Below are 18255 nucleotides of genomic sequence, written 5' to 3' on the forward strand. Positions count from 1 at the left end.
TACCACTCGTATTTGCGGTAACTGTTATTCCATAAATAACCATTATGAAGACCTTCATTTTCAGGGCTGCCTTTGGGGTGAGTCTTGCCTGCATACTTTTTTCCTGTAAAAAAACAGGTACGACACCCGTGATCACCGGAACCGGGAAAGTCAACTTAGAATTTCAACACGTTGTAGGCAGCCAGGCGCTGCAGTTGAATACACAAACCTATACCAATGCCAACGGCGACGATTATAAGGTGACCACCTTTAAATACTACGTCAGCAATTTCAGCTTCCTGAAAGCCGACGGATCAAAAGTATCTATCCCCGAAAGTTACCTGCTGGTAAATGCCGCAGATAACGCAAGCGCCCTGCAAACCATCGAAAATATTCCGGCAGGCGATTATACCGGTGTGGAACTAACGCTCGGTGTCGATGAAGCCCGTAACTTTGCGGGCGCTCAAACCGGGTCGCTCGATCCGGCAAAAGGGATGTTCTGGAGCTGGAATACCGGCTATATTTTCCTGATGTTCGAAGGAACTTCCTCCAAATCAAGCCAAAGTGCTAACCAGTTGTTCTTCCACGTTGGTGGTGCTAAGGATCCTGCCAATGCCGTACGGAGAACCGTGCTCACCTTTCCAACGGTACTTCGTATACGATCGAACAGCGACCCCGACGTCCATATCTATACCGATGTATCGGCGCTGTTTAAGGGCAAAACGACGATCTCTTTCGCGGCTGTCAGCGGGTTCCATGGCGGCGCGAACGGCCTGCTGGTGGCCGATAATTATGTGAACGGTCTCCTCCGGGTTGATCACATCCATAATTAGCCATGAAACGCCTTGTAATTATATTTTCCGCTCTCGCGGGATGGCTTGTCGCAGGCCAATCTTGCACAAAAAACGACCAGGCAACGCCCGGGGCGGCAATCAGCTTCAGGAGACCTGCCAATTTCCCGGTTGCTGCATACAATTTCGAAGAAAACACGCTGACCAAAGCCGGCTTTGAGCTGGGGCATAAATTATTTTATGAAGATGCGCTGTCGGCAGATAACAGCGTAAACTGTGGGACCTGCCATCAGCCTTTTGCTGCTTTTGCTAACCTCGATCATTCGGTAAGCCATGGGATCAACAATTGCTTCGGTACCCGCAATGCCCCGCCCTTGTTTAACCTCGCCTGGCAGAAGGACTTCATGTGGGATGGCGGTGTCGGCCACATCGAGCTATCGCCGCTCAACGCGCTTACCAACCCCTGCGAAATGGGCAATACGCTCGACAGGATCACCGCCACGCTCAGCCAAACAGCGCCCTACCCGGAGCTATTTCGCGAAGCTTTCGGCTCACCCGTGATCAATTCGCAGCGTTTGTTTAAAGCGCTCACCCAGTTCATGGGCATGATGGTTTCTGCTTCATCGAAATACGATAAAGTGATGCGAAAGGAAAATGGCGCTTCCTTTTCCCCGGATGAGCAGGAAGGGTACCGGCTATTCCAGCAAAAATGCGCGGTTTGCCACCAGGAACCGTTGTTTACCGACGGCTCTTTTCGTTCAAACGGGCTCGACGGTTATTCGAAAGACCCCGGCCGCGATACCATTACGGCCACGGGCGCAGATCGGGGGAAGTTTCGCGTGCCATCCCTCCGCAACATCGAACTTACCCGTCCGTATATGCACGACGGCCGTTTTCTCACTTTGGAAGCCGTGCTGGAACATTATCATGCAGGTGTTAAGCAAAGCCCCGCACTGGATCCCGGCCTAAAAAAGAATCCGACGCCCGGGATCCCGCTTACCCCTAAAGAACAGTCACAAATTATCAGCTTTTTAAAAACCCTTACAGACAATGAGTTTATTCACGATCACCGTTTCGCCGAGTTATAAACAAGTGGCCGCGCTGCTTCTAATCCTGCTTGGCCCGGTCCTCACCTCCGAAGCCTGCGAGATCTGCGGCTGTTTTATGGGCATCACACCCTATGACAACCAGAGCAGCTTCGCCATGCTATACCGTTTCCGCACCTTTAGCGGGTACGACGGTCAGGCGCATCCCATTTTCCCGGAAGGGGCAAAGTTCTTCCCGGCAGGAAAAGATACCGGCTCACCCGTTACGGATCACAATGGCGACCCTTCCGATTTCGAGGCGTACCGCACATTAGAGCTTCGTGGCCGTTACTTCATCCATCAGCGGCTGGAGCTGAACGCTATCCTGCCTTATATATCCAACTCCGAACGGTACAACGGTAACCTCAATACGCTTGCCGGCGCTGGCGATATCAATTTATTTGCCGGCTATCACCTTCTTCGTAAGCTCGGAGAACGGGTGAACCAGCGGCTTATCGCCGGCGCGGGCGTCAAACTGCCTACGGGGAAAAACGATGCCGAAAACGCGGAAGGGATCCGTTTTAATGCGTTAACACAAACCGGTACGGGCAGCACCGATGGTTTTGTATACCTGAACTACCTGGCCAGCGTCAAAAAACTGGGGCTTAATCTCAATACCACTTACAAAGTAAACGGTCGCAACAAGGAACAGGAGAGCATCGCAAACAGCACCACTGCTAACCTGAATGTATTTTATTCTGCAGGCATCAGCCAGCGGGTTAAATTAATCCCCTCGGCACAGCTTGCCTACGAATATTCCGCCGGAGAAAAATACCAGGGAATAAAAACCGGCGAGCATGTAATGAACAACCTCCTTGCCGGCGCGGGCCTGGACCTGTTTGTAAACAACCTCACGTTTAACCTCGCCCTGCAATCACGTGTATGGTCAGCTAAAGACGATCACCCGCAACCCGCAGGAAGAGTGGTATTGGGTATTACATATAGTTTTAAACAGTTATATTATGCGTTAAAGTGACCAGTTTCCAATGATCGGTTTTGCCCGCAGTACGAAAATAACAGGGAACTGAAAACCGATCACTGGAAACTGGAAACTCCTTTTTATCTTGCCCCATGCTAACCCTTGAGATCTGCGCCAATTCCATCACTTCCGCCATTGCGGCTGAAGAGGGACGTGCGTCGCGGATCGAACTTTGCGATAACCTGGGAGAAGGCGGTACGACACCCTCTTACGGTACCATCAGTTACTGCAAACAAGCGCTTAGTATCCCGGTGATGGTATTGATCAGGCCAAGAGGCGGGGACTTCGTATATACCGACCACGAGTTCGAAGTGATGAAGCGGGATGTGATCCATTGCCGGGAAGCTGGCTGTGAAGGGATCGTCACCGGCATTTTACTGGCCGATGGCACCGTAGACAAGGCCAGAACGGCCGCATTGATCTCGTTGGCAAGGCCGATGCAGGTCACCTTCCACCGCGCATTCGACCAGGCCGATGACCTTCTTTCCGCACTTAACGACATTATTTCCCTCGGCTGTGATCGTGTGCTCACCTCCGGCGGCCAGTTATCTGCTTTATCAGGGATCAGCATGATCCGGAAACTGGTAGCTGCCGCCGGTAATCGCATCAGTATCATGCCGGGCGCAGGTGTCAACGAAACAACCATCGCAGACGTGGCGCGCCTGAGCGGCGCCTCAGAGTTTCATGGCTCGGCAAAGATAGCTGTCGGCGCTCCTGTATCAGGCGGCAATGCCGTTATTACCCGCACGAGTGCCGCAAAGGTAAATGCCATGCGTTTACAACTGGATTCACTCGCCTGACGCAACTTTCCCGGTAGTTTGGTGTTGTATCGCCATGCAGTCACCCTCGTTAACCAAGCCGGTTCATTTGCTCCTGTTCCTTGTCCTGCTCTTTACCGGGCTGTATTTCGCCAAAACGGTACTGGTGCCGGTGGCTATTGCCGGTGTTCTGGCTATGCTGCTCACTCCGCTTGCCGACTTTCTCCAACGGAAAAAATGTAGGAAAGCGGTTGCCGCATTGCTCTGCGTGCTCACGCTGCTGGGTTTCCTTGCCGTGATCATCGGGCTCCTCAAGTGGCAGCTAAGCGATCTTTCGACCGATCTCGATAAAATAGGAGATCGCCTCTCCGACATCTCCCGCGAAATAAAACGATATATTAACCAGAACCTGGGCGTAAGCTATAAAAAACAGGAAGAGATCATCGATGGCCAGTCGGCTATGGCAGGCGCGGGCGGCAGCCAGGTGGGCACCATCGCTGCTTTCCTGTTCGACGCCACCGTTAACTTCGTGCTCGTGGTCGTATACTTATTCCTGTTCTTGTTATCGAGGGATCACCTTGAAGGTTTTGTACTCCGCGTTGTGGCCGGAGAGGACAAAAAAGAGGCCACCGCTATCATTAGCGGCGCCGTAAAAATGACCCAGCAATACCTCACCGGGCTGGCGGTTATGATCGTGATGCTTTGGGTGCTGTATGGGATCGGGTTTAGTATCGTAGGGGTGAAAAATGCCTTGTTTTTTGCAGTGCTGTGCGGGTTACTGGAAATCATTCCCTTCGCGGGAAACCTGGCCGGGACCATGCTCACCGTAATGATGGTGATGATCCAGGGCGGCGATATCGTAATGATCTTCTCGGTACTGGCCGTATACGCCGTAGTTCAGTTTGCACAAACGTATATCATCGAGCCGCTGGTAGTGGGGTCGGAAGTGAACCTCAACCCCCTGTTCACCATCCTCTCCATCGTGATCTGGGAAGCGGTGTGGGGCATCGCAGGCATGTTCCTGGCCATCCCCATGATGGGCGTCCTTAAGATCGTTTGCGATCATGTAACCCCTTTAAAACCCTATGGCTATCTTATCGGCAATGGCGACAAAAAAGGAGGGAAGCTGGCAGAGCGGATCAAGAGCCTGTTCGGACGATGATCCTTTTATTACATTAGCCGGGTGTAACGACTTTTAGCCATTTCCCGGCAGCAAACAAAAGATCGCACGTCCCGCAAGCTTCAGCCTGTCTGACGGGTTATGCGCCGGTTTGTTTTTGCCGCTCCCGAAAGCTCAACAGGATAGATCAGCCTAAAAAAGGCAGGCAAGACCGCCGGCAAGATAAAGTGTGTTCCTGTAAATTATGTTGCAGGTAACCGGCCCGCCTCATCGGGTAAATAAACACGAAAACGTGTCTTCTTTCCACTTATTTGACAGCATACGATACCAATACCGTTAGTATGATATCTTTGCCCGATGTGCGCCAAAATCCTGCTTCCCGTTCCCCTGAACTTTAGCTTCGCCGAATGCCTCTGGTACCTGGACCGGAATTACGACGACTGCCTTCACCACATCCATGACAACCAGCTTACCAAACTGCTTGACCTGGCCGGTACGCCTGTGCTCCTTCAATTATCGGGAACTAAGCATGCGCTCGAAGTAAAGCTGCCCACCGGAAACGACCACCTGCTTCCGGATGCGGCCCGTTACGTGCGCGATTGGCTAGACATCGACCGGGACATCGAACCGTTTTACCAGTTGCTCTCGCAAGACGCGCAATTTGCTTTTATGGCACATGATTTCAACGGGCTCCGTCTCATTGGTATTCCCGACCTGTTCGAAGCCCTGTGCTGGTGCGTCATCGGCCAGCAGATCAACCTTACGTTTGCCTACACGCTCAAACGGCGTCTTGTGGAGAAGTTCGGGAGTTCCGTGCTCTTTGAAAGCAGAACCTGCTACGCATTTCCCACTCCCGGACAATTACAGCATGCCTCCCATGATCAGCTTCGCGCGATGCAATTCTCCGGCCGCAAAGCGGAATATATCCTGCACCTGGCGTCACTGTTCTCCTACGGTGAAATAAACAAAGCCATGCTAGAGGAAATTTCGCCGGAAGAAGCATTCAGCAAATTGATTTCTATCCGTGGCATAGGAGCATGGACGGCGCACTATACGCTCATGAAATGCCTCCGCAATGCCACCAATATCCCCTATGGCGATGCAGGCCTAAACAAAGCGCTTCACCTGCTTAAAAATACCTCCCGGAAACCAACCAATAAAGAAATTGACGCTGTTTTTGAACATTACCAGGGATGGCAATCATACCTGGTGATCTACTTGTGGAGAAGCCTGGCGCAAGAGGCTGGACGTTCGACGCTCCAAAAAAATCGGCTTGAATAACCACCACACAAGTTATACTACATTCGACTGATTTACAATACGATACATCTTAGTGTACGCGGTACAATTACCTGGTTGCCGGTCATTTTTTCTTTGCGAATCCCGATTTACCGGGATACTTTTACACCCAACTAACCAATTATAAACGTGATATGAGACAAATCACTACCGACAGGGCTATGCCCGATCTTACCTATTTGGGAATCTCTCCCGCACAAAAAATCCATTACCAGCTATCACCTTCCGGGTTAATTTCCCATAGCCTGGCCAGGGGAGAAGGGGTGCTTTCCGGCAACCAGGTGCTTGTGGTCGACACCGGCGAATTTCGTGGCAGGTCGCCCAAAGACCGCTACATCGTCGCCGACCTTATCACCGAAAAAAATGTATGGTGGGGAGATATAAACATCCCTTTCAGTCCCGAAAACTTTTACGGCTTGTACAACAAAATGATCGATTATCTTTCTGAAAAAGATATCTACCTGCGCGACGTCAGCGCATGTGCAGATCCACGTCACCGTCTCTCGCTCCGCGTGATCACCGAGCACGCTTTCCAGAACTTATTTGTGTACAATATGTTCATCGCGCCCGAAGATGAACCGCGCTGGCAACCCGAGTGGACCATTATCAGCGCACCGGGATTTCGGGCGACTGCAGAAACGGATGGCACACGTCAGCATAATTTTACGGTCATCAATTTCACGCGACGCGTGGTCCTGATCGGCGGATCGGCCTATACCGGGGAGATTAAAAAGGCGGTGTTTTCCGTACTCAATTTCATCCTGCCGAAATATAAACAGGTGCTGCCGATGCATTGCGCCGCCAACCGCGGCAGAGATGGCGATACCGCGATTTTCTTCGGTCTCTCGGGAACAGGAAAAACTACGCTATCAGCAGACCCGTACCGCGACCTGATCGGCGACGACGAACATGGCTGGACAGACGACTCGATCTTTAATTTTGAAGGCGGTTGCTACGCCAAAACCGTCGGGTTAACCGAAGAGCGGGAACCGCTCATTTTCCAGGCAATCTACGGCTCGGCCCTGCTGGAAAATACCGTTTTCAAGCAGGGGACCCTTAAGGTAGACTTTCACGACATTTCCAAAACAGAGAACACCCGCGTATCGTACCCGCTCGATCACGTTACGCATGCCGTGATCCCGTCTGTAGGCAACGCACCGGCAAATATCTTTTTCTTAACCGCGGATGCATTTGGCGTACTGCCGCCTGTGTCTAAACTCGACCACGCACAGGCGATGTTCTACTTCCTGTCAGGATACACTGCCAAGGTAGCCGGTACCGAACATGGCATACAGGAGCCGCAAGCTACTTTTTCTGCCTGTTTCGGCAAGGCTTTCCTGCCCTTGCACCCGGTGCTCTATGCCAACCTGCTTGGAAAAAAACTTCGCATGGCGGACGTCAATATCTGGCTTATCAATACCGGCTGGATAGGCGGTGCCTATGGAACCGGTAAAAGGATCCCGTTAACATATACCCGGACCATCATCCGGTCGATCTTAAGCGGGCAGTTAAACAACGCGGGCTATACCCGGCATGCAGGCTTCGGTTTGATGATGCCAGATCATTGTCCCGGTGTACCCGGTGATATCTTACACCCGGCGGCCACCTGGCATAGCATAGACGATTACACCCAGGCTGCCAACCGCCTGGCCGCAATGTTTAACGAAAACTTTAAGATGTTTGCCAACCTGGTAGACGAAAGCACGTTAGCCGCCGCCCCCAAAACCGCGAAATATAACCGCGAATTGCTGAGAACGTAATACTAACCCCGGTGTGCCGCAGCTACAATCTCACGACAGCACAGGTAAAATTAAAGGCCAGGAGCATTCTGTATGCCCGGCCTTTAATTTACAAACGGATCTGCAATAGGGTGCCGCCTTATTTAAACCGGATCCCAAAGGTTACATAAAAATTATTTCTCTTTTCTTCAATATCGGCCGCTTCGCCGGGGCCGGTCTGGTTATAGTACGACAGGTCTTGAGAGATCACATAAGGTCGTGTGTTGTACCTGGTGGTCGAGTTGGCGTAGGTGAAGTCAGCATAGAAGTTATTCTTGCGGTAACCGATACCTGCAGAAATGATTTCCGAAGAATAGTCAGCCTCTTTGTACGGGTTGCCCGCGGTATTATAACCCGCCCTGAGCATCGTTAGTGAACTGATCTTCAATTCGCCACCGACCCGGAAATTAGTCGCAGGCTGAAAAGCATTTTTGATGTCCTTATTCATGAACGTGGTAGTCGGCCTGTCATCAGAAGAAAAATGGATACTTGAATAGTCGACATACTCCGCATCACCGGTGATCAGGCCTGTGCCGCCAACCACTACCGAGATCCCGCCGCTTACTTTATAAGGCGAACGAAAGCTATAGCTCGAAGGGTAATCGGCATCATTATACGTATAGGGTGCATACGCCGAACCGGTAGCCGGCGTGTACCGCGTTTCAATCCCTTCGGCGTAATCATCATCCACCGTATACCAGGTAGGGGATACAAAATTCAAACCCAGTCTCACCGCAGGGCTGGCGCGGTAAATAAGTCCGAGCTTGGCATTTATTCCCGAGCCATCGGTCACCTGGCTCGAGTGATAGTCCAGCCGGTAACCGGCACCTATCAGCTGGGCAGGCTGGGTAGCATAAGGGGCGGTTTTACCGCTCTCGGTAAACTCTTTATCGGCCGTAAAATTGATCGAAGTAAGCGAAATGCTCCCGCCAATATATAACTGGTTGCTGTAATTGGCGCCTACGGCAAGATTTAGTTCAGATTGCCCCCCGGTATAAAAAGAAGAGCTCAGTTGCGAGTTAGGAGTGTTGGTTGTGGCAAAAAAACCGTTGCTGTAATCGATCAGGAAACTATCATAGGCCATACCTTCAAGACTTTCGTCGGCCAATGCAGAAGGACCCGAATACCCGGCTGCGCTCCCCGCGATGAAATCAGCAAAGGTGCTCCGGGTATTGGTGCCGCCATACCTGTTATCGAGGTTAAAGTTATTGGTGCGGTTATAGCCGATACCGAAATTAAGGCCAAGCCAGCCCCGGGTAAGATCGCTTCCGCGCGGCCGCGGAATAGCCAGGTGAAACACCGCGCCAGCCTGGTTAAAGCCGAGCTTTTCTTTTTGAGCAGAGGTAGAGGTAGCCAGGTAGGTGGAGTTAGCTGTTACGCTGCTAAAATCCGTGGTTAAGCTAAGATCGTTCCGGGTAAACATGCCCAGGCCAGCCGGGTTCCCAGATAAAGAGCTGAGGTCTCCGCCTAGTGCAGTTTGTGCGCTACCCATCGCCCTGAAACGTGCTGTTACGCCCTGCTGCGTTTGTGAGAACCGTAAAAGATCAGATGTATACTGGGCAAAAGCATTTCCAAGAGGCAATACCATTCCAGTTAGAAGCAATATGTTCTTCAATTTCATAAATAAGCTGTTAAATAAATGCTCCGTACGAATTACCTGCCGCCTCTTGTCGGTCTTCCGGAAGAAGATGGTGACGATGAAGGAGAAGACGAAGGTGATGATGACGGTGAAGAAGAAGGTGTGTACGAGGGCTGCGTTCTTTCAGGCCTGCTGGATACCGGATCCGGCTGACGCTGTGGCTGGTCCTGCGTACGTGTACTTTCTGTTCTCACCGGCCTCGATGAAGGCTGTGATGTTGATGGCTGAGAGGTGATCCTGTCGCCGGCGCCGCCATTAGCCGGTGTTGCACCGGTACGTGCCGGGCGGCTGTTGCTTGGCGGATTATTGGTGATAGGAGTGGAGTAACCGTTTCCGCGTCCTGCAATTGCATCACGGTTAGGCCGGGTGCGGTTATAGTTGTAGCCGTTATTGTTGTTATAAATGGTGCCCGGGCTATAGAAGCCGCCGCCATATGCATACCCTGGAAAGTAAGAGTAGTAGGAATTCGATCCCCAGTAGCTCCCGCCATAATAGTACGGATTGTAGAAGAATCCCGAATATCCTGAGTAGCCATAAGGGTTATAACCGAAACGGGAACCCAGGCCGAAATACAACGATAAGCCTGATCCGTACATCGTGTTATATCCGTAGGTGTTATACGGAGAATACGGGTATGCATAAAAGCTGTCATAATATCCGCGGTAAGCAGATCCGTAACGGAAACGGTTGATACGGCTGGCGTAGCTGCCATCATAATAACCCTCGTAATACGCATCTTCGGCATTGCCGCTCAACTGGGTAGCCGGGTTACCACTATTTGCAGGTTCGCTTTTATCCGCGCGTACAGGCTCCTCCTTAGCTACCGCCGCGGTATAGTATACGTCATCATCTTGCGATGATTGGTGGGCTAATTTATTAGAGGTGGAGCACGATCCAGCCAGCATGACTATAGCTGCAAGTGCGGGAATTAATAGATTCTTTTTCATGGCCGTAATAGTTTAATCAGATCTTATATAGCAGACGGTTAGCGGTTATAAATGGTTGCACCCGGATTTTATAAAATACATCAGGTAGTTTTATAACTTTGTCCGCAGGTTAATATCTATAAGTAAAAGTACAAATTTCATTCCACAAATCATATTATGAGTAAGGGCTTAACAAGCAAAAACGACGATTATTCGCAATGGTACAACGAACTTGTTACTAAGGCTGACCTGGCCGAACATTCCGCGGTGCGGGGTTGTATGGTCATTAAGCCCTACGGCTATTCCATTTGGGAGAAAATGCAGGCCGCTTTAGATAAAATGTTCAAAGACACCGGTCACAGTAACGCTTATTTCCCGCTCTTCATACCAAAGTCATTTTTCTCAAAAGAGGCTTCGCACGTTGAAGGGTTTGCGACCGAATGTGCCGTTGTGACACATTACCGGCTTAAGAACGATGGTAAAGGTAATATTATTGTGGACGAAGATGCAAAATTAGAAGAAGAATTAATTGTACGCCCAACCTCGGAGACCATTATCTGGAATACTTACAAGGGGTGGATCCAGTCATACCGCGATCTGCCCATCCTCGTAAACCAGTGGGCCAACGTAGTACGCTGGGAAATGCGTACGCGGCTATTTCTCCGTACCGCCGAATTCCTCTGGCAGGAAGGCCACACAGCCCACGCTACGCGGGAAGAAGCCGTAGAAGAAGCAGAACGCATGCTTGAAGTGTATGCAGACTTCGCGGAGAACTTCATGGCGATGCCGGTGGTACGCGGCGTTAAAACCCCTAACGAACGCTTTGCCGGCGCCATCGAAACCTATTGTATCGAGGCACTGATGCAGGATGGCAAGGCGCTCCAGGCAGGCACCTCCCATTTCCTCGGCCAGAACTTCGCAAAGGCGTTCGACGTGAAGTTCACCAGCAAAGAAGGTAAGCTAGACCACGTATGGGCAACCTCATGGGGCGTTTCTACGCGGCTGATCGGTGCGCTGATCATGGCGCATTCCGACGATTCGGGCCTGGTGCTCCCGCCTAAACTGTCGCCTATCCAGGTGGTCATTGTGCCTATTTACCGCAACGACGAAGAAAAAGCAAAGATCAGTGAAGCGGCGAACGCACTCTCGGCCAGCCTCAGGGCACGTAACATCTCCGTTAAATACGACGATCGGGATACCCAGCGGCCAGGATTCAAATTCGCGGAGTACGAGCTGAAAGGGATCCCGGTACGTGTGGCCATTGGCGGACGCGACCTGGAAAACGGAACCGCCGAGATCGCACGCCGTGATACCCGCGAAAAACAAACCGTCAGCCGCGAAAACCTCGATCTGTACATCAGCGACCTGCTCGACGAAATCCAGCAGGCTATTTACAACAAGGCACTGGCATTCCGGACCGAAAATACCCGCGAGGCCGATTCTTACGAGGAATTTAAACGCCTTCTCGATGAACAACCAGGCTTCGTTTCTGCCCATTGGGACGGCACCGGCGAAACCGAAAAGAAGATCAAGGAAGAAACCAAGGCCACCATCCGCTGCATCCCGCTCAACAACAGGCAGGAGGAAGGAACCTGTATCCTGACCGGGAATCCATCAAAACAACGGGTATTGTTTGCAAGAGCCTATTGATGTTGCACGTTTAACGCTGTACGTGATACATATCAACCAGGTTAAACGTCTCACATAAACCATCTGCTATGAAATACAACAAGCTCGGCCGTTCCGATCTGCACGTAAGTGCTGTTTCTTTCGGCGCCATGTCGCTCGAACGGCACCAGGATGATAACGACAGGCTGATCAGTAAAGCGATCGATTCGGGCATTAATTTCTTCGACACAGCCGATATTTATGAGCATGGTGACAATGAACGCCGCCTGGGCAAAGTACTGAAAGGGAAACGCCATAAAGTGGTGCTGGCAACCAAGGCCGGTAACCAGTGGAAACCCGATGGAAGCGGCCTGGACTGGAATCCAACGAAGGAACATATCCTGGCAGCGGCCGATGAAAGCCTCAAACGCCTGCAAACCGACTATATCGACCTCTTCCAGTTACACGGCGGCACCATCGAAGACCCGATTGATGAAACCGTCGAAGCTTTCGAACTATTGCAGCAGCAGGGAAAGATCCGTTATTACGGGATCTCGTCTATCCGGCCCAACGTGATCCGTGAATACGCAAACAGGTCGGCCATTTCCAGCGTAATGATGCAATACAGCCTGCTCGACCGCCGGCCCGAGGAAACGTGCCTCGACCTGCTGGCAGACAGATCTATCGGGGTACTCGCAAGGGGCGCCTTGGCGCAAGGCCTGTTAGCCGGTAAACCCGCAAAACCGGTTTTAGGGCATTCGGAAAAAGAAGTCAAACGCATTACCGGCGCGGTAAAGGAACTTACTGCCGGGATGGACGAGGGCATAGGACCCGCCCAGGTGGCGCTTCTCTTTGTACTCCGCCATCCGGCGATAGCCAGCGTGGTTGCCGGGATACGCACCAACGGCCAGCTCGACGAACTACTAAGCATTAACCAGGTACGTTCACTTACCGATGACGAGTACCATTTTCTCGCAGACGAAGCCAGCCTGCTTACCTATGAGCAACACCGATAGCATCCCCGATTACCAGCAATTTATAAACGAGTCCACCAGCAGGATCAGTCATTTCGAACGTCTCATCAACCGGTACTCGCTGGCCCGGCTCGCTGCTGTGCTGCTCTGCGGTCCCCTGGTTTACTACACGGTTAAATACGAGATGGTGATCCTGACCGAGCTTTCCATCCTGCTAATGATGCTGGTGTTTACGCTGCTGGTAAAAAAACAATCCGGCTACACCCGCGAAAAAGAATTCTATATCGCATTACAGCAGGTTAGTCAGAACGAGCTTACCATCATGGCCGGCGGCAAAACGATCTATCCGCAGGGCGAAGAATGGCAGGACGACAAACACCCTTATACCTCCGACCTGGATATTTATGGCACGAAGTCGCTGTTTGCGCTCGTAAACCGATGTGCGACGCTCCCGGGCAACCGTTTACTGGCCTCGTGGCTTTCCGCACCGGCGGAAGTGGGCGAAATTGAAAAACGACAGGAATTTATCCGTGAGCTGACCGCCTTGCCGCGCTGGAAGCTGAACCTGCAGGCGCAGTTATTGTTCGCTGCGGAAAGTAAAGCGGACGTACCGGCGCAGCTGATGCAGTACCTCTCTCAGTCGGCTGCGGTGCGAAGCGGTTTCCTGAGAACGTATATCCGCCGGGTGCCGTGGGTCATTGCCACATTGCTTGCCGGCAGCTTCTTTTCTGCTTACCTGCTGGTCCCGGTCCTGTTGCTGATCGGTATTAATGCCTGCCTGGTGCTGGCAAACCAGCTGATGATCAACAAAGCGCAGCGAATGACGCAAAAAGCAGGCGATGCGCTTTATCATTATTCAGGGGCATTCAAGATGATCGAGCGTAAAGCCTGGTCATCAGAAATGGGAAAAGCGCTTGCCCTTGCGGCCGACACCAAAAGCGAGGTCAGTCTTTCCCTCAGGGTAAAAAAGCTTTCCCGGTTGCTGAACTACCTCGAAACAGGGGGAATGTCGCTGGTAGGGCCGGTGCTCAACCTGGTGTCGGCCTGGAACCTCCGGCAGTACCTGGCCATCGAAGACTGGAAGCAGGAGAATAATCCGTACCTCGAAAGTGCATTCGTTACCCTTGCCACCTTTGAAGCAATACTGAGCCTCGTAAGCCTTCGTACCAACTACCCGCAATGGTGCTTCCCAACGGTGTACGATCACGCAGACTACACCCTGGAAATTAAAGATGCCGGGCATCCGCTCATTCCTTCCGCCGTACGGGTTACCAATGATTTTACACTCACGGAAACGCGGAAGATCGACATCATCACCGGCTCGAACATGGCCGGAAAAAGCACTTTTCTCCGCACACTTGGCATAAATGGAGTTCTGGCCTTTTGCGGAGCCCCGGTATGCGCCTCGTACATGCAGATTACGCCCGTACAGCTGTTTACCTACATGCGTATTAAAGATTCGCTGAATGAAAGCACCTCTACCTTTAAAGCAGAGCTTGACCGGCTGCAGCTGCTGCTTACCACGCTCGCACAAGGCACCAGGGTTTATTTTCTCGTCGACGAAATGCTCAGGGGCACCAATTCTGCAGACAAGTATTTAGGATCGCGGGCCATTATCGAGCAGCTCATCCGGCAGCAGGCCGTGGGCATTGTGGCCACCCACGATCTTCAGATCGCCCAACTGGAGAAAGCTTATCCCGGTTACATCCGTAATTTCTATTTCGATATACGGGTTGAACACGGCGAAATGCTCTTCGACTATAAGATCAAGAACGGCGAATGCAAAACATTTAACGCCTCGCTGCTGCTTAAACAGCTTGGCATTGAGGTAGAAAACACTTGATGGTGACGGCAGAATCCGTTAACTTTCATGAAAAATGCGATGAGCAACCCTCTTAAAACCATTCTATACGCGGGCCTGGCGGCCGGCACCCTCGACATTACCGCAGCGGTGCTCAACTTTATGCGGGCGACCGGCAAAAGCCCCGTTATGGTGCTTCAATATATAGCCAGCGCCGTGTTCGGTAAAACGGCTTACGGGGATAACAACCTCTGGATCTGGGGGCTGGTTTTTCATTACGTGGTCGCCTTCGGTTTTACTATCCTGTTTTATGTGGCTTACCAAAAGATCCGCGTATTCGGCAGTTACCCGGTGATCTCCGGTCTTCTTTACGGGGTGTTCGTGTGGATCGCCATGAACCTCGCCGTAGTTCCCATGACGCTCATCGGGAAATTTCCTGCAGACCCGGTTTCGGCCCTCATCAACCTGGTTATCCTTATGCTGATGATAGGGCTGCCTATCTCCCTGATCGTGAACAGGATGTCGGTTACGCAGCATAGGGAATAGCCGCGGCACGTTTAGCATTCTATTCTCTTCTCCCAATTGTATTTTTAAATAAAGTTTCCTATCTTTGCGCTTCAATTAAAAAAACAGTTAACAAAAATTTATTAACAATGTACGCAATAGTAAATATAGCCGGACAGCAATTCAAAGTTGCAAAAGACCAGCACCTCTTTGTGCACCGTTTACAGGGAGATGAGGGCGCTAGTATTGAATTTGACAATGTGTTGTTAGCAGAAGATGGTGGAAAGTTCAAAGTAGGTGCGGAAGCATTGAAAGGCGCTACGGTTTCAGCTAAGATCGTGTCTCATTTAAAAGGTGATAAAGTGATCGTTTTCAAGAAAAAACGCAGAAAAGGTTACAAAAAGAAAAATGGTCACCGCCAGCAGTTCACCAAGATCGAAATTACTGGTATCTCTCTCTAATTCATTAAGGTTAACACCGGGTTTTATACCCTAAAACATAAAGAAACATGGCACATAAAAAAGGTGCGGGTAGTTCTAGGAACGGTCGCGAGTCGCACAGCAAGCGTTTAGGTATCAAAATTTATGGCGGACAAGAGGCAATTGCCGGTAACATCATCGTTCGTCAGCGCGGAACTAAACACCACCCGGATAAAAACGTAGGCATGGGTAAAGATCATACCCTGTTTGCATTGATAGACGGAACCGTTTTTTTCCGTAAAAAAGCGGATGACAAATCATACGTATCGGTACTTCCTGCAGAAAAAGCTGCTGTTGAGGCGCCTGTAAAGGCTGCCCCGGTTACCGCCGCTGAACCACAGCAGGTCGGGGTTGAACAACCAGCTGCTAAAAAAGCACCAAAAAAAGAAGCTGCTCCTGAAGCCGCGGTTGCCGAAGAAGCACCTGCCGCCGAAGTTGAAGCCGCACCTGCTACCACCGAACTGGTAGCTGACGACGAAGCACCGGTTGCTGAATAAGCATACCTGACGGCATAAAAAGCCCTGGTCGGTTTACCTGATCAGGGCTTTTTTTATGGAACATATTCCTGTCATCCTGGTCTGCCGAAGGAGAACGGGCTAACGCCAGCGCTAACATGCAGTGCTCCGGCAACCTCACGCCATAAACGACACCATCCCCGCTGCCACTTCTCCCAATTCCCGGTTTCCTTTAATGATGACCTGGTCACCTGCGTCCGCGGGACGGAGGCTTTTGGAGAACAGCTTCCACGCAAGATCCGGACCGATGATCACTTCAGTTACGAAGGCCCTGGAGCTGCCGCTATAAGCATACCATTTTTCGCCGTCGTACACGATGGGCCATGTGCTTTCTGCATCGCCGGTAACGGTGACGGCCACGATCGTTCCCTTTTTTGCCTTCACATCCCGGAAGGTATAGGGCAGCGCATACATACACACCTGGATAAATGGCCTTAAATACATCGGCGCCATCAGCGCAGGCCTGTTCACGGCCTCCCGGATCTGTTGCTGGTGAAGCCATTTTTCGGTATACTCCCGGGCAATATGCATCCAGTTAAGGCTCTCGCTTTCGCCGGCCCAGGCAACGGGAAACACAGCCTTTTCCATTGGATCGAGCGATGCGTAATACTCACAGTACGCTTTCCCGGTAAGCTCGTGCAGCAGTATGAGCACCTGCGGACTTACCCTTTTCATAGCCTTCACCCAATCGGCATTCAACCCGTTTAGAAAATCAACCAGGTCCTGGTAAGAAGAAACGGAGCTGCTCTCGCCCTGGTACCCGTCCCGCAGCATCGAAAGTACGCGGATATTGCCGTCGAGCAAATGCGCCGCCGCATCCTTTACTTTCCAGTGTTTTGCCACCGTTTGCGCCCGCCACTCTTCCGGTGAAAGCGACTTCAGGAGATCGATAAGCAAGTCGTCCAGCAACGGGAGCAACCCGGTTAAGCTGATAGAGGTTACGTGGTAATGCATCTGCTAAAATAGCCGATAGCGCCCGATCATTCAACAGTAAAGCACAAAAAGTGACGCACGGATCGGTCAAAGACTTTACATTATCTTAACCTCTGAATAGTAATTTAGCCTGCTGTGTGATAAGCTAAAGTCAGATCGGAGCGTAGTAATATGTCAAAAATAGTGTCGGCAGGCATAGGGTGGTTGGGGGTAGTGTCATGCACCCTGGCGTACCTACTGTTAAGCATGAAGGTCATTCAGGCAGAGTCCCGGGTGTTCCAGTCCCTCAACATCGTCGGGGGGTTTTGCCTGGCATTTACCGCGTTCGATACCCACGATCTTCCGAACGTAACCGCAAACTTGTTCTGGATGTTTATCGGCATCTACGCGCTGGGCAGGCAGCTACGAACCCGCAACCGCGCCGGCAACAGTTAGTTGCGGTATGGCGAGCGCTTCATAGGCTTTTTGCTTGTAGTAACTAAGCCTTTCCGCATAAGCCGCTTTATCACTTTCCAGCGACAGGTAGAAGTAGGCGCCGTCCACCAACACGAAAATAAGATCGGCGGTGGTCTGCGGATCCTTAACCGACGTAAGCGCTTTGGCGTTGCATTGCTCGATGATCGCCGCCAACCCCTGGCGAAGCGAGTCGAGTATCATCTTATACTTTACCTTGATCTTATGCTCGCGAAAGATCAGCGCATAGAACGTGTAAAACAGCCCGTCGTCGAACAACAGGTTCCACTTCTTGGAAAATAACATCTCGATGGTGTTCTGCAAATTCCTCAGCGTTGCCTGGTCCTGGTGTTTGATGGTGTAGATCAGCAGGTATCGTTCAAGAATGTGGTCGATCAGCGCATAAGTGAGATCTTCTTTGGTTTCAAAGTAGTGGATGATCAGGCTGGGGTTAACCTCCATCACCTTCGCAATCTTGGCGATGGAGGTATTCTCATATCCTTCCTTTTTGGCGACCCGGTAAAATACGTCGATGATCTCTTGTTGTCTCGTCTCTTTAAGACTTTTTCGCCCCATTATGTACTGATTTTTTGGAGGATGCAATCTAAATAAAAGTATTCCTTCCGGCCAAATT

18 protein-coding genes are annotated in these 18255 nt (G+C 51.2%); 14 read left to right on the forward strand and 4 right to left on the reverse strand.

What is annotated here, in order from left to right; translation table 11 throughout:
• Positions 1-44 precede the first annotated feature (44 nt).
• The 7 genes from GS398_RS08210 (at position 45) to pckA (ending at position 7771) form a co-directional block, all read left to right on the forward strand.
• On the forward strand, positions 45-812 hold the full coding sequence (locus GS398_RS08210) for an MbnP family protein (protein ID WP_160906287.1): 768 nt from the start codon (positions 45-47) through the stop codon (positions 810-812).
• Between the two features lie 2 nt (positions 813-814).
• Positions 815-1858, forward strand: a complete 1044-nt coding sequence (locus GS398_RS08215) for a cytochrome-c peroxidase (RefSeq protein WP_160906288.1) — start codon at positions 815-817, stop codon at positions 1856-1858.
• Positions 1821-2831 carry a hypothetical protein gene (locus tag GS398_RS08220; protein ID WP_160906289.1) on the forward strand — a complete coding sequence of 337 codons (1011 nt, stop codon included), beginning with the start codon at positions 1821-1823 and terminating at the stop codon, positions 2829-2831. Before GS398_RS08215 ends, GS398_RS08220 begins: the two co-directional genes overlap by 38 nt.
• A 95-nt stretch (positions 2832-2926) precedes the next feature.
• Positions 2927-3634, forward strand: coding sequence for a copper homeostasis protein CutC (locus GS398_RS08225; protein WP_160906290.1), 708 nt, complete (start codon positions 2927-2929; stop codon positions 3632-3634).
• Positions 3635-3668: 34 nt separating this feature from the next.
• Complete coding sequence (locus GS398_RS08230; protein WP_160906291.1) at positions 3669-4754, forward strand: AI-2E family transporter; 1086 nt, start codon at positions 3669-3671, stop codon at positions 4752-4754.
• Positions 4755-5069: 315 nt separating this feature from the next.
• Complete coding sequence (locus GS398_RS08235) at positions 5070-5993, forward strand: DNA-3-methyladenine glycosylase family protein (RefSeq protein ID WP_160906292.1); 924 nt, start codon at positions 5070-5072, stop codon at positions 5991-5993.
• A gap of 152 nt (positions 5994-6145) precedes the next feature.
• Positions 6146-7771 (forward strand): phosphoenolpyruvate carboxykinase (ATP), encoded by a 1626-nt coding sequence (gene pckA, locus GS398_RS08240; RefSeq protein WP_237488138.1) that lies wholly within the window; start codon positions 6146-6148, stop codon positions 7769-7771.
• 118 nt (positions 7772-7889) lie between these two features.
• Here the strand turns inward: pckA and GS398_RS08245 are convergent, their stop codons facing one another.
• Together GS398_RS08245 and GS398_RS08250 are read right to left on the reverse strand one after the other, a co-directional pair.
• Positions 7890-9410, reverse strand: a complete 1521-nt coding sequence (locus tag GS398_RS08245; protein WP_160906293.1) for an OmpP1/FadL family transporter — start codon at positions 9408-9410, stop codon at positions 7890-7892.
• Between the two features lie 32 nt (positions 9411-9442).
• Positions 9443-10375: a hypothetical protein gene (locus GS398_RS08250; RefSeq protein ID WP_160906294.1), complete on the reverse strand. Its 933-nt coding sequence runs from the start codon at positions 10373-10375 to the stop codon at positions 9443-9445.
• A gap of 156 nt (positions 10376-10531) precedes the next feature.
• On the opposite strand from GS398_RS08250, the gene proS reads away from it, so the two are divergent.
• The 6 genes from proS (at position 10532) to rpmA (ending at position 16217) form a co-directional block, all read left to right on the forward strand.
• Positions 10532-12004 carry a proline--tRNA ligase gene (gene proS, locus GS398_RS08255; protein WP_160906295.1) on the forward strand — a complete coding sequence of 491 codons (1473 nt, stop codon included), beginning with the start codon at positions 10532-10534 and terminating at the stop codon, positions 12002-12004.
• Positions 12005-12072: 68 nt separating this feature from the next.
• Entirely contained in the window at positions 12073-12978 is a 906-nt protein-coding gene (locus GS398_RS08260; protein ID WP_160906296.1) for an aldo/keto reductase, read from the forward strand.
• Positions 12962-14779: a MutS-related protein gene (locus GS398_RS08265; RefSeq protein WP_160906297.1), complete on the forward strand. Its 1818-nt coding sequence runs from the start codon at positions 12962-12964 to the stop codon at positions 14777-14779. Before GS398_RS08260 ends, GS398_RS08265 begins: the two co-directional genes overlap by 17 nt.
• 39 nt (positions 14780-14818) lie before the next feature.
• The gene (locus tag GS398_RS08270; protein WP_160906298.1) at positions 14819-15283 is read left to right on the forward strand and encodes a hypothetical protein; all 465 of its coding nucleotides are present in this window, start codon (positions 14819-14821) and stop codon (positions 15281-15283) included.
• Positions 15284-15390: 107 nt separating this feature from the next.
• Positions 15391-15702 (forward strand): 50S ribosomal protein L21, encoded by a 312-nt coding sequence (gene rplU / locus GS398_RS08275; protein WP_160906299.1) that lies wholly within the window; start codon positions 15391-15393, stop codon positions 15700-15702.
• A gap of 47 nt (positions 15703-15749) precedes the next feature.
• Positions 15750-16217: a 50S ribosomal protein L27 gene (gene rpmA, locus GS398_RS08280; RefSeq protein ID WP_160906300.1), complete on the forward strand. Its 468-nt coding sequence runs from the start codon at positions 15750-15752 to the stop codon at positions 16215-16217.
• 135 nt (positions 16218-16352) lie between these two features.
• Here the strand turns inward: rpmA and GS398_RS08285 are convergent, their stop codons facing one another.
• Positions 16353-17189, reverse strand: a complete 837-nt coding sequence (locus GS398_RS08285; RefSeq protein ID WP_160906301.1) for a maleylpyruvate isomerase N-terminal domain-containing protein — start codon at positions 17187-17189, stop codon at positions 16353-16355.
• Between the two features lie 150 nt (positions 17190-17339).
• On the opposite strand from GS398_RS08285, the gene GS398_RS08290 reads away from it, so the two are divergent.
• On the forward strand, positions 17340-17603 hold the full coding sequence (locus GS398_RS08290; protein ID WP_439649215.1) for a CBU_0592 family membrane protein: 264 nt from the start codon (positions 17340-17342) through the stop codon (positions 17601-17603).
• On the opposite strand, the gene GS398_RS08295 is transcribed toward GS398_RS08290, so the two are convergent.
• Positions 17571-18197 carry a TetR family transcriptional regulator gene (locus tag GS398_RS08295; RefSeq protein ID WP_160906303.1) on the reverse strand — a complete coding sequence of 209 codons (627 nt, stop codon included), beginning with the start codon at positions 18195-18197 and terminating at the stop codon, positions 17571-17573. The genes GS398_RS08290 and GS398_RS08295 overlap by 33 nt on opposite strands.
• Positions 18198-18255: the final 58 nt, after the last annotated feature.

Origin of the sequence: Hufsiella ginkgonis, from assembly GCF_009834915.1 — a bacterium.
In the GTDB taxonomy this organism is placed as follows: Bacteria; Bacteroidota; Bacteroidia; order Sphingobacteriales; family Sphingobacteriaceae; genus Hufsiella; species Hufsiella ginkgonis.

Excerpts from the sequence above, each read along its gene's own strand:
- GS398_RS08270 (WP_160906298.1), top strand. The coding sequence starts at position 14,819 with ATGAGCAACCCTCTTAAAACCATTCTATACGCGGGCCTGGCGGCCGGC.
- pckA (WP_237488138.1), top strand. The coding sequence starts at position 6,146 with ATGAGACAAATCACTACCGACAGGGCTATGCCCGATCTTACCTATTTG.
- GS398_RS08235 (WP_160906292.1), top strand. The coding sequence starts at position 5,070 with ATGTGCGCCAAAATCCTGCTTCCCGTTCCCCTGAACTTTAGCTTCGCC.
- GS398_RS08250 (WP_160906294.1), bottom strand. The coding sequence starts at position 10,375 with ATGAAAAAGAATCTATTAATTCCCGCACTTGCAGCTATAGTCATGCTG.
- GS398_RS08265 (WP_160906297.1), top strand. The coding sequence starts at position 12,962 with ATGAGCAACACCGATAGCATCCCCGATTACCAGCAATTTATAAACGAG.
- GS398_RS08225 (WP_160906290.1), top strand. The coding sequence starts at position 2,927 with ATGCTAACCCTTGAGATCTGCGCCAATTCCATCACTTCCGCCATTGCG.
- GS398_RS08290 (WP_439649215.1), top strand. The coding sequence starts at position 17,340 with ATGTCAAAAATAGTGTCGGCAGGCATAGGGTGGTTGGGGGTAGTGTCA.
- rplU (WP_160906299.1), top strand. The coding sequence starts at position 15,391 with ATGTACGCAATAGTAAATATAGCCGGACAGCAATTCAAAGTTGCAAAA.
- GS398_RS08260 (WP_160906296.1), top strand. The coding sequence starts at position 12,073 with ATGAAATACAACAAGCTCGGCCGTTCCGATCTGCACGTAAGTGCTGTT.
- GS398_RS08220 (WP_160906289.1), top strand. The coding sequence starts at position 1,821 with ATGAGTTTATTCACGATCACCGTTTCGCCGAGTTATAAACAAGTGGCC.
- GS398_RS08210 (WP_160906287.1), top strand. The coding sequence starts at position 45 with ATGAAGACCTTCATTTTCAGGGCTGCCTTTGGGGTGAGTCTTGCCTGC.
- rpmA (WP_160906300.1), top strand. The coding sequence starts at position 15,750 with ATGGCACATAAAAAAGGTGCGGGTAGTTCTAGGAACGGTCGCGAGTCG.
- proS (WP_160906295.1), top strand. The coding sequence starts at position 10,532 with ATGAGTAAGGGCTTAACAAGCAAAAACGACGATTATTCGCAATGGTAC.
- GS398_RS08295 (WP_160906303.1), bottom strand. The coding sequence starts at position 18,197 with ATGGGGCGAAAAAGTCTTAAAGAGACGAGACAACAAGAGATCATCGAC.
- GS398_RS08215 (WP_160906288.1), top strand. The coding sequence starts at position 815 with ATGAAACGCCTTGTAATTATATTTTCCGCTCTCGCGGGATGGCTTGTC.
- GS398_RS08245 (WP_160906293.1), bottom strand. The coding sequence starts at position 9,410 with ATGAAATTGAAGAACATATTGCTTCTAACTGGAATGGTATTGCCTCTT.
- GS398_RS08230 (WP_160906291.1), top strand. The coding sequence starts at position 3,669 with ATGCAGTCACCCTCGTTAACCAAGCCGGTTCATTTGCTCCTGTTCCTT.
- GS398_RS08285 (WP_160906301.1), bottom strand. The coding sequence starts at position 17,189 with ATGCATTACCACGTAACCTCTATCAGCTTAACCGGGTTGCTCCCGTTG.